The sequence below is a fragment of the Pseudomonas sp. P179 genome (assembly GCF_000478485.2).
Classification (GTDB): domain Bacteria; phylum Pseudomonadota; class Gammaproteobacteria; order Pseudomonadales; family Pseudomonadaceae; genus Pseudomonas; species Pseudomonas aeruginosa.
In genome coordinates this window covers 5,441,940-5,457,225 of record NZ_KI517354.1, presented here as the reverse complement: position 1 = coordinate 5,457,225, position 15,286 = coordinate 5,441,940, and the positions used below count along the sequence as shown (strand labels likewise).

The 15,286-nt window shown below is 68.3% G+C and carries 13 protein-coding genes; 7 read left to right on the top strand and 6 right to left on the bottom strand.

All coding sequences use genetic code 11. The annotated features are described in order from the left end of the window. The first annotated feature begins 42 nt into the window (after positions 1-42). The 5 genes from HMPREF1224_RS37450 to HMPREF1224_RS37430 all read left to right on the top strand — a co-directional run bounded on the left by HMPREF1224_RS37450 (position 43) and on the right by HMPREF1224_RS37430 (position 6,291). Positions 43-1,131, top strand: a complete 1,089-nt coding sequence (locus tag HMPREF1224_RS37450; protein WP_003104093.1) for an asparaginase — start codon at positions 43-45, stop codon at positions 1,129-1,131. A gap of 95 nt (positions 1,132-1,226) precedes the next feature. Continuing rightward, positions 1,227-3,128, top strand: a complete 1,902-nt coding sequence (locus HMPREF1224_RS37445; protein ID WP_003115580.1) for a sensor histidine kinase — start codon at positions 1,227-1,229, stop codon at positions 3,126-3,128. Beyond that, on the top strand, positions 3,125-4,450 hold the full coding sequence (locus HMPREF1224_RS37440; RefSeq protein WP_003104097.1) for a two-component response regulator AauR: 1,326 nt from the start codon (positions 3,125-3,127) through the stop codon (positions 4,448-4,450). Before HMPREF1224_RS37445 ends, HMPREF1224_RS37440 begins: the two co-directional genes overlap by 4 nt. A 327-nt stretch (positions 4,451-4,777) precedes the next feature. Beyond that, positions 4,778-5,890, top strand: a complete 1,113-nt coding sequence (locus HMPREF1224_RS37435) for an alkene reductase (RefSeq protein WP_003082755.1) — start codon at positions 4,778-4,780, stop codon at positions 5,888-5,890. 194 nt (positions 5,891-6,084) lie between these two features. After that, positions 6,085-6,291: a hypothetical protein gene (locus HMPREF1224_RS37430; RefSeq protein WP_003086874.1), complete on the top strand. Its 207-nt coding sequence runs from the start codon at positions 6,085-6,087 to the stop codon at positions 6,289-6,291. A 5-nt stretch (positions 6,292-6,296) separates the two neighbouring features. Here the strand turns inward: HMPREF1224_RS37430 and HMPREF1224_RS37425 are convergent, their stop codons facing one another. Then, positions 6,297-6,920: a class I SAM-dependent DNA methyltransferase gene (locus HMPREF1224_RS37425; RefSeq protein ID WP_003449511.1), complete on the bottom strand. Its 624-nt coding sequence runs from the start codon at positions 6,918-6,920 to the stop codon at positions 6,297-6,299. A 325-nt stretch (positions 6,921-7,245) separates the two neighbouring features. Here HMPREF1224_RS37425 and HMPREF1224_RS37420 point away from each other — a divergent pair, with 325 nt between their 5' ends. Further along, the gene (locus tag HMPREF1224_RS37420) at positions 7,246-8,793 is read left to right on the top strand and encodes a TerC family protein (RefSeq protein ID WP_003159878.1); all 1,548 of its coding nucleotides are present in this window, start codon (positions 7,246-7,248) and stop codon (positions 8,791-8,793) included. Between the two features lie 55 nt (positions 8,794-8,848). Here the strand turns inward: HMPREF1224_RS37420 and HMPREF1224_RS37415 are convergent, their stop codons facing one another. Beyond that, positions 8,849-9,628, bottom strand: a complete 780-nt coding sequence (locus tag HMPREF1224_RS37415; RefSeq protein ID WP_003082745.1) for an SDR family oxidoreductase — start codon at positions 9,626-9,628, stop codon at positions 8,849-8,851. A 5-nt stretch (positions 9,629-9,633) separates the two neighbouring features. Continuing rightward, positions 9,634-10,065 carry a GlcG/HbpS family heme-binding protein gene (locus HMPREF1224_RS37410; protein ID WP_003082743.1) on the bottom strand — a complete coding sequence of 144 codons (432 nt, stop codon included), beginning with the start codon at positions 10,063-10,065 and terminating at the stop codon, positions 9,634-9,636. 84 nt (positions 10,066-10,149) lie between these two features. Here HMPREF1224_RS37410 and HMPREF1224_RS37405 point away from each other — a divergent pair, with 84 nt between their 5' ends. Next, entirely contained in the window at positions 10,150-11,058 is a 909-nt protein-coding gene (locus HMPREF1224_RS37405) for a LysR family transcriptional regulator (protein ID WP_010793961.1), read from the top strand. A 3-nt stretch (positions 11,059-11,061) separates the two neighbouring features. Here HMPREF1224_RS37405 and HMPREF1224_RS37400 read toward each other — a convergent pair whose 3' ends face one another. From HMPREF1224_RS37400 to HMPREF1224_RS37390, 3 genes are all read right to left on the bottom strand, one after another. Then, on the bottom strand, positions 11,062-12,990 hold the full coding sequence (locus HMPREF1224_RS37400; RefSeq protein WP_003159877.1) for a DNA/RNA non-specific endonuclease: 1,929 nt from the start codon (positions 12,988-12,990) through the stop codon (positions 11,062-11,064). Positions 12,991-13,081: 91 nt separating this feature from the next. Continuing rightward, complete coding sequence (gene ilvA / locus HMPREF1224_RS37395; RefSeq protein ID WP_003159875.1) at positions 13,082-14,629, bottom strand: threonine ammonia-lyase, biosynthetic; 1,548 nt, start codon at positions 14,627-14,629, stop codon at positions 13,082-13,084. Further along, positions 14,626-15,033: a YybH family protein gene (locus HMPREF1224_RS37390; RefSeq protein WP_003082737.1), complete on the bottom strand. Its 408-nt coding sequence runs from the start codon at positions 15,031-15,033 to the stop codon at positions 14,626-14,628. The genes ilvA and HMPREF1224_RS37390 overlap by 4 nt, the downstream gene beginning before the upstream one ends. Positions 15,034-15,286: the final 253 nt, after the last annotated feature.

Genomic DNA, 15,286 nt, shown 5'->3' with positions numbered 1-15,286 from the left:
AACGACGATAACCCTACCAACCTACCGACACGAGATATCGCCATGAAGCCATTGCTCCACGCGTTCGCCCCCGGTGTTATGGCCCTGATGCTCCTGCTGCCGCAGGCCGCCCAGGCCAAGGAAGTCGCACCGCAACAGAAACTGTCCAACGTGGTCATCCTGGCCACCGGCGGCACCATCGCCGGCGCCGGCGCCAGCGCCGCCAACAGCGCCACCTACACCGCCGCCAAGGTGCCGGTCGACCAGTTGCTGGCCAGCGTGCCGCAGCTCAAGGACATCGCCAACGTCCGCGGCGAACAGGTGTTCCAGATCGCCTCGGAAAGCTTCACCAACGAGAACCTGCTGGAACTGGGCAAGACCGTCGCCAAGCTGGCCGATAGCGACGACGTCGACGGCATCGTGATCACCCACGGTACCGACACCCTGGAAGAGACCGCCTACTTCCTGACCCTGGTCGAGCACACCGAGAAGCCTATCGTGGTGGTCGGCTCGATGCGCCCGGGCACCGCGATGTCCGCCGACGGCATGCTCAACCTGTACAACGCCGTGGCGGTGGCCGGCGACAAGTCGGCACGCGGCAAGGGCGTGCTGATCACCATGAACGACGAGATCCTCTCCGGCCGCGACGCGAGCAAGATGGTCAACATCAAGACCGAAGCGTTCAAGAGCCCGTGGGGCCCGCTGGGCATGGTGGTCGAGGGCAAGAGCTACTGGTTCCGCGCACCGGTGAAGCGGCACACGGTGAACTCCGAGTTCGACATCAAGCAGATCTCCGCGCTGGCTCCGGTGGAAATCGCCTACAGCTACGGCAACGTCAGCGACACCGCCTACAAGGCCCTGGCCCAGGCGGGCGCCAAGGCGATCATCCATGCCGGCACCGGCAACGGCTCGGTGCCCGCGCGCGTGGTGCCGACCCTGCAGGAACTGCGCAAGCAGGGCGTGCAGATCATCCGCTCCTCGCACGTCAATGCCGGCGGCTTCGTCCTGCGCAACGCCGAGCAGCCGGACGACAAGAACGACTGGATCGTCGCCCACGACCTGAACCCGCAGAAGGCGCGCATCCTGGCCGCGGTCGCGATGACCAAGACCCAGGACAGCAAGGAGCTGCAACGGATCTTCTGGGAATACTGAGTGAACCCTTCCGGCGCCGCCTGCCGGCCGTGCCGGAAAACCGCCCGCTCCGCCGCCCATCGTGGCGGCGGGCTGGCCTAGCCGCGACGACTGTGATGGAATCCCCCGACCCGCCCTGCAGCGTACCTCCGTCACTGACCGTGAAGCCCCGCCTCGTCCGCCAGTTGCTGCTCCCCATTCCCCTGCTCCTGCTGATGCTCGGCTTCGGCTACGGCGGCTACCGGATCAGCGAGAGCGCCGGCATCCGTGCCCTCGCCGAGAATGGCGAACGCCAGCTGGAGCTGCATGCACGGACGGTCGAGAGCGAGATCAGCAAGTACACCTACCTGCCCAGCCTGCTGGAGCTGGAGCGCAGCGTCAGTCACCTGCTCACCGACCCGACGCCATACCGGCGCAACCAGGTCAACGCCTACCTCGAAGGCCTCAACCGCCGCGCCGGCAGCCGCGCGGTGTACCTGCTGGACACCAACGGCCGGGTCCTGGCCACCAGCAACTGGAGCGACCCGGACAGCTACCTCGGCGAGGACCTGTCGTTCCGCGCCTACTGGCAGGACGCGATGAAGGGCAAGCCGGGCCGCTTCTACGGCATCGGCAGCACCCGCGGCGAGCCGGGCTACTACCTGGCCCACGGCCTGGTCCACGGCGGCCGGATCATCGGCGTGGCGGTGGTCAAGGTGAAGATGGACGCCCTCGAGGAACGCTGGGAGAAGGCGCGCCTGGAAGCCTTCGTCAGCGACGAGAACGGCATCATCATCCTCTCCAGCAACCCCGCCCTGCGCCTGAAGGCGGTGCGCTCCCTGAGCGCCGACGACAAGGAGCGCCTGGCGCGCAGCATGCAGTACTACTGGTGGGCGCTGAACGAGTGGCAACCGCTGCAGCGCGAGCCGCTGGCCGCCGGTGTGGAGAAGCTCAGCTTCCCCGCCGATGAGCAGCATCCGCGCGGCGAAGCGGTCACCTACCTGGCGCAGACCCGCGCGCTGAACGACACACCGTGGAACCTGACCCTGCTCAGCCCGCTGGAAGACCTGCGCCGCGACGCGGTGCGCAACGGCATGCTGGCCGCCATCGGTTTCGCCCTCCTGGCATTCCTGCTGATCGCCTGGAACGAGCGGCGCAAGGTACTCGCCACCCGCCTCGCCGCGCGCGAGGCGCTGCAACGGGCCAACGGCGAGCTGGAAGTGAAGATCGCCGAACGTACCGCCGACCTGCAGGCCAGCAACGCACGCCTGACCGCCGAGATCCACGAGCGCCAGCAGGCCGAGGACACCCTGCGCAAGGCCCAGGACGAACTGGTCCAGGCCGGCAAGCTGGCGGTGATCGGGCAGATGTCCACCAGCATCGCCCACGAACTCAACCAACCGCTGGCGGCGCTGCGTACGCTGTCCGGCAACACCGTGCGCTTCCTCCAGCGCGGCAAGCTGGAGACCGCCAGCACCAACCTCGCCACCATCAACGAACTGGTCGACCGCATGGGCCGCATCACCGCCAGCCTGCGTGCCTTCGCCCGGCGCAGCGACGACGCCGGCCAGGCCAGCCTGGCCAAGGCGGTGGACGCGGCGCTGCTGATCCTGCACGGGCGCCTGGAGCAGGACCCGCCGACCCTGCACCGGCATTTCGACGACGTGCGCCTGGGCATCGACCAGACCCGCCTGGAACAGATCCTGGTCAACCTGCTGGCCAACGCCCTCGACGCCATGAGCGGGCAGGCCGACCGCCAGCTCTGGCTGGAAGGCCGGCGCGAGGAGGAGCGCTACGTCCTGCGCGTGCGCGACAACGGCCCCGGTATCCCGCCGGCGGCGCGCGTCCACCTGTTCGAACCCTTCTTCACCACCAAGCCCGGCGAACATGGCCTGGGCCTCGGCCTGACCCTCTCGGCCAGCCTGGCCACCGCCGCCGGCGGCAGCCTCAGCGTGCAGCACCCCGAAAGCGGCGGAACCGCCTTCGAGCTGAGCCTGTCCCTGGTTCCCGATTCCCCGACTGCGAGTCCCGCCCGATGAACGAGCCGCTTTCCGTCCTGATCGTCGAAGACGATCCGCATGTCTTGCTCGGCTGCCAGCAGGCGCTGGAGCTGGAGGACATCCCCTGCATCGGCGTCGGCAGCGCCGAGGAGGCGCTGCAACGGGTCGACCGCGACTTCGCCGGCATCGTCGTCAGCGACATCCGCCTGCCCGGCATCGACGGCCTGACCCTGCTGGAGCGTCTCAAGTCCCTCGACCCGAGCCTGCCGGTGGTGCTGATCACCGGTCACGGCGACATCTCCATGGCGGTACAGGCGATGCACGCCGGCGCCTACGACTTCATGGAGAAGCCCTTCTCTCCGGAACGCCTGGTCGAGGTCGCCCGCCGCGCCCTGGAGCAGCGCGGGCTGGCCCGCGAGGTCAGCGCGCTGCGTCGCCAGTTGGCCGGCCGCCAGGACCTGGCGCAACGGATCATCGGCCGCTCGCCGGCGATCCAGGCGTTGCGCGAGCTGATCGCCAACGTCGGCGACACCTCGGCCAACGTGCTGATCCTCGGCGAGACCGGCACCGGCAAGGAGCTGGTGGCGCGTTGCCTCCACGACTATAGCCGGCGCCACCAGCATGCCTTCGTCGCGCTGAACTGCGGCGGCCTGCCGGAGAACCTGTTCGACAGCGAGATATTCGGCCACGAGGCGCACGCCTTCACCGGTGCCAACAAGCGGCGGATCGGCAAGATCGAGCATGCCAACGGCGGCACGCTGTTCCTCGACGAGATCGAGAGCATGCCGGTCAACCTGCAGATCAAGCTGCTGCGGGTGTTGCAGGAACACACCCTGGAACGCCTCGGCTCGAACCAGTCGATCCCGGTGGACTGCCGGGTGATCGCGGCGACCAAGGCAGACCTCGCCGCCATGGGCAAGAGCGGCCAGTTCCGCAGCGACCTCTACTACCGGCTCAACGTGGTGAGCCTGGAACTGCCGGCGCTGCGCGACCGCCGCGAGGACATCCTGCTGCTCTTCGAACACTTCCTCCAGCAGTCCTCGCTGCGCTTCGACCGCCCCGCGCCGGAACTCGACCGTGCCACCGTGGCCAGCCTGATGGCCCACGACTGGCCGGGCAATGTACGCGAACTGCGCAACGTCGCCGAACGCTTCGCCCTCGGCCTGCCGGTGTTCAACAAGGGCGGCCAGGCCGTACAGACCGGCGGCCCGCGCTTCGCCGAAGCGGTGGAGGCATTCGAGAAGGCCCTGCTCGGCGACGCCCTGGCCCGCCACCACGGCAACCTGACCCAGGCCAGCCAGGACCTGGGCATGGCCAAGACCACACTGTTCGACAAGGTGAAGAAGTACGGCCTGCAATAGGCCGGGGGCCCTCTTCGCCCTGCCCGCCTGGCGCAGGGCGCGATGCTTCATCCGACATTTCTCACCCGCCTGCGATTCCGCTCGGCGGATAACGCCGGGGGCGTTATTCGCCCTACCCGCCTGACGCAGCGCGTCATAGGCCATTCCTCCTCCCTCGGTGCGCCCTACCCGCCGGTGTGGGGAACGCGCTATCCGGGCATTCATGAATTGAACTCAAGTGTCATTTTCCCCGGCAGCGGTTTTTCGCACGAATCGTTCCGCCAATAATGCGCCCACCTTCTTCCAGTACGCCGCGCCGCGGCCGGCCTCACGAGCGAGATCGCCATCATGCTGTTCAGCCCCTATGCCCTTGGCCACCTGACCCTCCCCAATCGCATCGTCATGCCGCCGATGACCCGTTCCCGCGCCGCCAGTGGCGAAGTCGCCACCGCGCTGATGGCCGAGTACTACAGCCAGCGCGCCGGCGCCGGCCTGATTGTTTCCGAAGGCACCCAGATCAGCCGGCAGGGCCAGGGCTACGCCTGGACGCCGGGCATCCACAGCGCCGAGCAGGTCGCCGGCTGGCGCCAGGTCACCGACGCGGTGCACGCCGCCGGCGGGCGCATCTTCGCCCAGCTCTGGCACGTCGGCAGGGTCTCGCACACCTCGCTGCAACCGGGCAACGCCGCCCCGGTGTCCTCCTCGGCGCTGGTGGCCGAAGGCGTGAAGGTCTTCGTCGATCCCCAGGGCCGCGGAGCGCAGGCCGGCGGCGGCGAGATGGTCCAGCACTCGGCGCCGCGCGCACTGGCAGTGGAGGAAATCCGGGAGATCGTCGCCGACTATGCCCAGGCCGCACGCAACGCCCTCGACGCCGGCTTCGACGGGGTCGAACTGCACGGCGCCAACGGCTACCTGATCAACCAGTTCATCGACTCCCAGGCCAATGCGCGCAACGACCAATACGGCGGCTCGCTGGAGAACCGCCTGCGCTTCCTCCGCGAAGTCGCCGAGGCGGTCACCGCGGTGGTCGGCAGGGAGCGCATCGGCGTGCGCCTGGCGCCGCTGACCACCCTGCAGGGCGCGGTCGACGACACCCCGCAAGCCACCTACCTGGCCGCGGCGCGGCTACTGGACGAGATCGGCGTGGCCTACATCCACATCGCCGAGGCCGACTGGGAAGACGCCCCGGCCATGCCGGCGGCGTTCAAGGAAGCGTTGCGCATCGTCTACCGTGGCAGCCTGATCTACTCCGGCATGTACACCAAGGCGCGCGCCGAGGAAGCCCTGGCCAGGGGCTGGGCCGACCTGATCGGCTTCGGCCGGCCGTTCATCGCCAACCCTGACCTGCCCTACCGCCTGGAGCACGACCTGGCGCTGGCCGACGGCGACCGCTCGACCTACTTCGGTGGCGGCGCCGCCGGCTACACCGACTACCCGAGCCTGCCGCAGGCGGCCGGTTGAAACCCCTAGCCGACCGGACCGCGAGCGCGCGGCCGGTTGGCGAAACATGCCGCCACAACCTCGCCTTTGGTCGACTAGAACCCACGGCTGGCGGGACCTAGACTCAATTCGCCAGATATTCATTATTAATAGGCCTGATTTCCTGGACAGGGGGGACCACCGATAGCATCGAGGAACATTTCGAGGAATCCGCCATGAGCAAGTCCCTGATCGTCTCCCTGGCCGCCAGCCTGGTCGTCCTGGCCGGTTGCGCCAACCCGCCGCGCAGCGTCGAACGCCCCTACAGCGACGCCGAAATCAAGTCCTACGCCCTCGACAGCCTGGAACGCAGCGACCTCTCGCCGAAGCGCCTCGACCAGTACCGCAGCGTGCTCGGCACGCCGCACCGGCAGACCCTGTAGCGCCTTCAGACGGGGCGCCGCCAGACGCTCGCCAGCCAGGGCTGCTGCTCGCGCGGCAGGCCCGGCGGCCGGTAGTAGTGCTCCAACTCGACGAAACCGGCTTCCTCCAGCAGGCGTTTCCAGGCCGGGTAATCGTGGTAGGCACCGTAGCGTTGGCCATTCCAGCCCTCGCGGTTGTCGCCGCGCGGGTTGGAGCTGAACAGCACGCCGCCCGGCCGCAGCGCTTCGAAGAGTTCGCCGAGCACCCGCGGCAAGGCGCTGCCGGGCACATGGAACAGGCTGGCGTTGGCGAAGATGCCGTCGAAGTGCCCGGCCGGCAGTCGCAGCGCCAGGAAATTCTGTTGCCATACCTCGCAACCGCTGTCGGCCCTGGCCATCTCGACGAAGCGCGGCGTGCCTTCGAGTCCCACCGGCTGGTGGCCGAGGCGGCGGAAGGTGGCCAGGTCGCGCCCGGGACCGCAGCCGAAATCGAGGATCCGGTACGGCGGCGACCCGTCGATATGGCGCAGCAGCGCCTCGACGTTCTGGCTCACGTCATGGCCGCGGGTGCCCTCGCGGAAGCCTTCGGCGTTGCGCTGGTAGTCGGCCAGGGTGGTGGCGGTGATCGCGTCGAAATCCTCGGTGCTCATGTCTGCTCGCAGTGGCGGGGTTCCGCCCAGTCTAGCGCCGGCACGGGTTTCGCCTAAGGTTTTGTAATAGTTTCCCGCTGTGGCGAGGGCCCGCGACACAGTAGGATCGACTTCCCTTTGACTCTCAATGGCCATCATGACCACCCTTTCGGAGCCCCCCAGTCGTCCTTCCGGACAACCCTCCCCGCTTCGCCTTCGCCACCTGCGTCCGCCCCTCGACGCCGAATCCCTCGCCTCGTCCCCCTCCGTCACCGCCGGCTGCCGCAGCCGCGCCGTGCAGCGTCGCGCCAGCGCGACGGCCAGCCGGACCGGGAGGTAAGCGCACATGGAATGGATAGCTGACCCGACTGCCTGGCTCGGCCTGGCGACCCTGATCGTGCTGGAGATCGTCCTCGGCATCGACAACCTGGTGTTCATCGCGATCCTCGCCGACAAGCTGCCGCCGCACCTGCGCGACCGCGCCCGGGTCCTCGGCCTGTCGCTGGCGCTGCTGATGCGCCTGGGCCTGCTGGCGAGCATCTCGTGGATGGTGACCCTCACCGAGCCGCTGTTCGAGGTATTCGGCAAGAGCTTCTCCGGCCGCGACCTGATCATGCTGTTCGGTGGCGTGTTCCTGCTGTTCAAGGCCACCATGGAGCTGCACGAACGCCTCGAAGGCCATGTCGCCCAGCACGCCGGCAACAAGACCTACGCGCTGTTCTGGCCGATCGTCGCGCAGATCGTGGTGCTCGACGCGGTGTTCTCGCTCGACGCGGTGATCACCGCGGTGGGCATGGTCGAGCACCTGGAAGTGATGATGATCGCGGTGATCGTCTCCATCGGCCTGATGATCGTCGCCAGCAAGCCGCTGACCCGCTTCGTCAATCGTCACCCGACGGTGATCATGCTGTGCCTGGGCTTCCTGATGATGATCGGCTTCAGCCTGACCGCCGAGGGCCTGGGCTTCCATATCCCGAAAGGCTACCTGTACGCGGCCATCGGCTTCTCGATCCTCATCGAGGTGTTCAACCAGGTCGCCCGCAAGCGCCGCAAGAAGAGCCTGCAGGGCCACCGCCCGCTGCGCGCGCGTACCGCCCATGCGGTGCTGCGCCTGCTCGGCGGCCAGCGCCTGGAGGCCGACGAGGTCGGCGAGGAAGTCGCCGACCTGTTCGAGGAGGGCGACGACCAGGTGGTCTTCGACCGCCGCGAGCGGGTGATGATCAGCGGCGTGCTGCAATTGGCCGAGAAGCCCATCCGCAGCCTGATGACGGTACGCGCCGAGGTCGACTGCATCGACCTCGACAGCGGCCGCGAGGCGATCCGCGCGGCGCTGCTCGAATCGTCCTACTCGCGCCTGCCGCTGGTGCGCGACGGGCGCGTCGAGGAGCCGCTGGGCTTCGTGCACAAGAAGGAACTGCTCAAGGAGCTGCTCGCCGGCGCCCAGCCGGACCTGGAAAGCCTGGCCCGCCAGCCGCTCAACCTGTTGCAGGACTGCTCGATCCTCAACGCCCTGGAGCAGATGCGCGAGGCCTCGACCCACGTGGCCTTCGTGGTCAACGAGTTCGGCGAGTTCATCGGCCTGCTGACCCTGACCGACATTCTCGAATCCATCGCCGGCGAGCTGCCCGACGCCAGTGAGATCGACGGTCCGGACGTGGTCGAGGAGAACGACGGCTATCTGGTCAGCGGTGCCATGAACCTCAGCCAGGTGCGTCGACGCGTGGGGTTCGACGCGCGCGCCACGGAGGACTACCAGACCCTCGCCGGGCTGGTGATGAGCCTGCTCGACCGCCTGCCGGTGATCGGCGACCGCCTGCAGTGGCAGGACTGGGAACTGCGGGTGGTGGAAGTGGAAGAACGCCGGGTGACCCGGGTCCTGCTGCGCAGGGGCTGAGCGAAGCGGCGGCCGCCGATCCGGCCGCCGTCCTCCCCGGCGCAGCGGCAGACCGCTACAGGCGGCGCTGCCAGGCCTGCGCTTGCTCGTCCTTCACCACCTCGACGAAAGCTTGCGGCAACAGGGTGCGGAACGGGCCTTCGTCAGCCTCGGCCAGCTCGACCATCCGCGCGATCATTTCCTCCGGATCGTACTGCTCGAAGGGAAAGCGCACGCCGCTGTGGTCGGTGAAGTGGCGCTGCGGGTCGTACCAGCGTTTCCAGGTTTCCATCATGCGATCGTTGAAGCCGGTCTGGTACGGGCCGGGATTGATGGTGCCAACCTGGATGCCGAACGGCTTCAGTTCGGCATGCAGGGCCTCGGCGAAGGCCTCCAGGGCATGCTTGGAGGCGCAGTAGGGGCCGGTATAGGGTCCGGTGATCAGGCCGGCGATGGACGACACGAAGAGCACCTTGCCGCCACGCTTCTGCTCGACCATGCGCCGGACGAAACCCTGGGTCAGTTCCAGGTTGGCGAACACGTTGGTCTCGAACAGCGCGCGCACCAGTTCCAGCGGGATCTCCGCGCTGGCCCCGGCCTCGGCGCTGCCGGCGTTGTTCAGCAGCACGTCGATATCCCATTCCCAGGCGCGTTCGCGATCAGCGGCGACGGTGATGTCGAGGGTTTCCACCCGCAGCGGGACGCCACGTCGCCCGGCCTCTTCGCGCAGGTCGGTGGCCTGCCCGGCGCCGCGCACGCCGGCGATCGTCCGATGGCCGCGGGCGGCCAGGCGCAACGCCACTTCCCGACCGAAGCCGCTGCCGGCCCCGGTCACCAGGATTCGCTTCTGTTTCATCTCGATTACCTCTGGATTGTTGCCATGGCCACGGCGGCCTCGGCGATGGATTGGTCCTGGGCCGCGCTGGCGCCGGAGACGCCGACGCCACCCAGGCAGGAACCGCCGGCATCGCCCAGCGGCATGCCGCCGGCGAAGCAGGCCAGCCCGCCGTTGCTCTGCTCGATGCTCCACAACGGCTGGCCCGGCCCGGCGAGTCGGCCCAGCTCGCCGCTGGGCAGGCGGAACAGCGCGGCGCTGCGCGCCTTGCGCTGGGCCAGGTCGATGGCACCGGGAACGCTATCGTCCATCCGTACGAACGCCAGCAGGTTGGCATGGGCGTCGACCACCGCGACGCAGACCGCCAGGCGCTGCCGCTGCGCTTCGGCAATGGCCGCCGCGATGCAGCGTTGGGCATGTTGCAGAGACAGGTGGGTAGACATGGCCGGCGTCCTCATCGAGTGCTTGCGGGCCAGTCTAGAAAGGTCGAAGCTTTAACAGAACCGGCCTTCTCCTACGTAGACTTTCAAGTTTTTCTAACAATGAATCGACGCGATCCCCTCGCCGGCCTGCATGTCTTCAGGCAGGTCGCCGACACCGGCAGCTTCACCCGCGCCGCCGCCCTGCTCGGGGTGACGCCGGCAGCGGTGAGCCAGGCGATCAACCAACTGGAAGCCAAGCTGCGTCTCAAGCTGTTCCACCGCACCACCCGCGGGGTCAGCCTGAGCGAGGCCGGGCAGCGCTACCACGAACAGACCGAACAGCCCTACCGCGACCTGGTGCGCGCCCGCGAAGCGCTCGGCGAAAGCCTCGCGGAACCCTCCGGGCAGCTGCGCATCAGCGCCCTGCACCTGGCGAAGAACCTGGTGATCGCACCGATGCTCAACGAGTTCGTGCGACGCTACCCGAAGGTACAACTGGAGATCCGCTACGAGGACCAGTTGGTGGATATCGTCAGGGAACGACTGGATGCCGGCATCCGCCTGGCCGACGCCCTGCAGCCGGGCATGGTCGGGGTGCAACTGACAGCGCCGCTGGCGTGCCTGCTGGTGGCCACTCCGGCCTACCTCGCCGAGTACGGTACGCCGGCCAGCGTCGCCGACCTCGATGGGCATGCCGCCGTGCGCTTCCGTTTCCCGCGCAGCGGCCGCCTGCACAAGTGGCGCTTGCGGGAAGACGGGCGGGAACTGGAAGTGGACCTGCCGGCACGCTTCGTCAGCACCGACACCGAGACGATCATCGAGGCGGCCCGCGCCGGCGCAGGGATCGCCCAGGCATTCATCCGCGAGCGAGTCGCCGCGGACCTCGCTGCCGGGCGCCTGGTGGAAGTGCTGCCTGGCAGTTGCCTGCCGCTGCCGCCGATGTGGCTGTATTACCTGAACCGCCGCCACGTACCGGCCAAGCTGCGCGCCTTCATCGAACTGCTACGCGAGTGGCGGCAGCCGGCCTGAACCTCAGCGGCCCTTGCCGGCCGGCCCCGGCCGGCTCAGCAGGAGGTCGTCCGGTCCGTCGATCTCGATGAAGCGACCGCTTTCCAGCGCCTCCTCCAGCGGCGTGCCGGCGAGCACGTCGGCCTTGCGCAGGGCGCTGGAGAAACGCAGGTCGGCGCTGGCCTCGACCTTCGCCAACGGCACCTGGTAGGTCTTGAACGCACCGTAGCGGAAGCCTTCGCTGGGCATCATCCCTTCCTGCCCCAGCAGGTAGGCGGACACTCCCAGTTCGCCGCTGTCGGCGTCGATCATCGCCACCACCTTCCAGAACTCCAGCGGCACCTGCACGCCCTGGTAGAGCGGATCGTCGTCGCGGAACACCGGACCGGTGAACACCGAGATGCGGAAGCCCTCGCTCCTGGCGTTCTGCAGCACGTAGTCCTCCAGCGACAGCCAGCTGCGCTGGTTGAGCTGCGCCACCTGGGGCACCGCGTTGGTGTAGACGAAGGTGTCGTCCTCAGCCTGCCGGGCGACGGCATCGCTGTCGCCCCAGCCGGGATCCTCGCGACGCACCATGTGGCCCTTGTCGAACGAAGCCGGGCCGTAGAAGTCCTTGTGTCCGACCTGCGCGGCCGCCTCGATGCGCGGGTCGAAGCCCCAGGAATCCTTGCGCTTGAGCGAACGCTTGAGCGCGCCGTCGATATTCACCGCGGTGAGGATCGGCAAGCGCCGGCTGGCGCTCATCACCACCGAGAAATGCAGGTAGTCCAGGCGCATGCCCTTGCCCACCGGCAGCACCTGGTGGCTCTTGCCCGGCTTGGGCAAGGCCGCCTTCGGCCCGAGGAAGGCCTCGTCGAAACCCTTGCGCTCGGCCAGGTCGGCGACACTGCGCTGCTTTTCCTGGAAGCGCGGCACGCCGCGCTTCAGCTCCGCCCCGGCCACCGGCACCCAGGCGCGACGCGCCAGCAGGCTGCGGATCACGCTGGCCTTCACCGCATAGTTGGTCTTGCGGAACTGGCCGCCGAAGTGCAGGCCGACCACCTCGCCGCCGTCGATCGAAAGCACCGCCGAGCCGGAATTGCCGCCCAGGGTCGAGCAGTCGTGGGTCAGGTACCAGGCGTCATGGGGCAATCCCACGACTTCGCCGGGAGCGAAGCGCTTGACGTCGTAGATGTTGCCGAAGATATCTTCCATCGCCCCGGCGTCGTTGCGGCTGTCGCGCGCCGGATAGCCGACCACCGCCACCGCCTGGCGCGGCTCGGCATCCTGGCGCGCGAGGACCAGCGGCGGCGGCAGCAAGTCGCCCTTCACTACCTGGAGGATCGCCATGTCCGGCGCCTCGGAGACGTCCGGGGCGATCCACAGGACCCGCGCGATCACATGCTCGTCGCTTTCCGGCTGGCGGTATTCCTCGCGGAAGTCCACGCGGGTGCGCACCTGCTTGCCGGCCTGGTTGAGACGGAAGCGGAACAGGCTGCCCTGGCGTTCGGCGAACAGGCTGGCGACATGCCGGTTGGTGACGATCAGGTCGTCCTCGATGCGCCAGCCGGTACCGCACCAGTCCATGCTGTCGTGGTCGATCAATTCCAGCCGACCGACCGAGCGGATCGGCGTGGCCAGCGCGGCGCGATGCTTCTTCAGGCGCTGCTCCAGGCCGGCCAGCGGCGCTTCGTCGAAGATACCGTTCTTCACCAGCAGCACCGGCCGGCTCTTGAGCAGGACGATCGCCTCGCTGAAGCGCCGCGAGTCGAAGAACGAGGCGTCGGATTCCGGCGACACGCTCTTGCCCAGGTGGTCGGCGATCTGCTCGCGGCTGGCGTTGTACGCCGGCACGTTGCTCCACTCACCGCGGGCGGCGAGGTGGGCGAGTTCCTCGCGGGTGCCCTTTTCCTTCAGTACCGAGCAGACCCGCAGTTCTTCCGGCGTGGCCCGCCGGGGGTTGCGCTTGCGCATGGCCATGTCCCTCGCTGGGCGGATATCCCTGGCAGGAGTCTAGCCGAGGGACATGACAGGGCCATGTCCCGCTGGCGCACCGCCGCGCAGCTCAACCGGCGAACAGCCGGTAGGCCGGGTTGTGGGTTTCCTCCCAGTACGGATAGCCGATGGCTTGCAACGCCGCCTCCAGCTCGCCGCGCTCCTCGTCCGGCACCTGCAATCCGGCCAGCACCCGACCGTCGGCGGCGCCGTGGTTGCGGTAGTGGAACAGGCTGATGTTCCAGCGCGAGCCGAGCTTGTCGAGGAAGTTCAGCAAGGCCCCGGGGCGTTCGGGAAACTCGAAGCGGAACAGCCGCTCGCGGCGCACCTCGGTACCGTGGCCGCCGACCATGTGACGGATGTGCAGCTTGGCCATCTCGTTGTCGGTCAGGTCGAGTACCGGGAAGCCCTGCTCGCGCAGGCCGGCGAGCAGGTCGGCGCGGCTGTCGATGAGCGGATGGGTCTGCACGCCGACGAACAGGTGGGCCTGGCGGTCGCTGTGGTAGCGGTAGTTGAACTCGGTGATCTGGCGCCGGCCCAGCGCCGCGCAGAAGGCCTTGAAGCTGCCCGGCCGCTCGGCCACGGTGACGGCGATGATCGCTTCGCGCTGTTCGCCCAGTTCGGCGCGCTCGGCAACGTGGCGCAGGCGGTCGAAGTTGATGTTGGCACCGGAGTCGATGGCCACCAGGGTCTGCCCCTCGGTGCGTTCGCGGGCCACGTACTTCTTGATCCCCGCTACGGCCAGGGCGCCGGCCGGCTCGGTGATCGAACGGGTGTCGTCGTAGATGTCCTTGATCGCCGCGCAGATTTCGTCGCTGCCGACGGTGATCACCTCGTCGACATGGTCCTTGCAGACCTCGAAGTTGCAAGCGCCGATCTGCGCCACCGCCACCCCGTCGGCGAACAGCCCGACCTGGCCCAGCACCACCCGTTCGCCGGCGGCCAGCGCCGCCTGCAGGCAGTTGGAATCCTCCGGCTCGACGCCGATCACGCGAATATCCGGACGCAGGTGCTTGACGTAGGCGGCGATCCCGGCGATCAGGCTGCCGCCGCCGACCGGCACGAAGATCGCGTCGAGGCGGCCGCTGTGCTGGCGGAGGATCTCCATCGCCACCGTGCCCTGTCCGGCGATCACGTCCGGATCGTCGTAGGGTGGGACGAAGGTCATGCCTTCGCGCTCGGCCAGTTGCAGGGCATGGGCCAGCGCATCGGGGAAGGCGTCGCCGTGCAGCAACGCCTCGCCGCCGCGCGCCAGCACGCCCTTGACCTTGAGCTCGGGAGTGGTGCGCGGCATCACGATCACCGCCCGCACGCCCAGGCGCTGCGCCGCCAGGGCCAGGCCCTGGGCATGGTTGCCGGCGGAGGCGGTGATCACCCCGCGAGCCTTCTGCTCGTCGCTCAGGCGCGCGACACGGGTGTAGGCGCCGCGGATCTTGAAGGAGAACACCGGCTGCAGGTCCTCGCGCTTGAGCAGCACCCGGTTGCCCAGGCGCTGGGACAACTGCGGCGCGACCTGCAAGGGGGTTTCCACGGCGACGTCGTACACCGGCGCGGCCAGGATGCTTTCCACGTAGCCGGCCAGCAGGGGTTTGCTTGCGCTGAGGGTCGAGGCGCTCATCGGCTGGCCTCCGCGCTCGCCGCCACCGAGGCCAGCAGGTCGGTGCCGTAGGAGTTGTCCACCGCGCAGCGCCACTGGCCATCGGCCTCCTGGCGGAACACGTAGGTGGCCCGACGTTGCAGGCGTCCGGCCTTCGACTCGATCACCGCCTCGGCCATGACCAGCGCCGTATCTCCCGCCTCGATCACCCGTAGGTCGTGCTGGCGCACTCGCAGGCTGTGCTCGAAGTGCCGGGCGATGGCGTCGAACGCCTGGCGGATCTGCGCCTTGCCGCAGGCGTTGAGGCCCGGCTTGACCACCAGGGTGGCGTCGTCGCAGTAGAAATCCATCAGGGCATCGAACTGCCCGGCATTGATCAGGGCGTCGGCCCGGCCAACGAGGTTCTGGAGGGTCTGGTGCTGCATGCTGTTCTCCCGGTTCGGTGGTTTTGGCCCAGGAGACAGAACGAAGAACCCGCCTCGAGGGCGGGTTCGGAGTGGACGCTGGCTAACCCGCCATAGCTGGAATGGCGGTAATAATGCTGCGGCGGGTAAGCAGGGTCGCGAAGGTCATGGGTATCGAAACTACGGCGCAGGCCCGTTGGCTGTCAAGCGGTCCGGCCGCGCCGGCAGGAAAAAGCCCCTGCCGCGATGGCAGGGGCTTGCCGTTTTGGCCGAA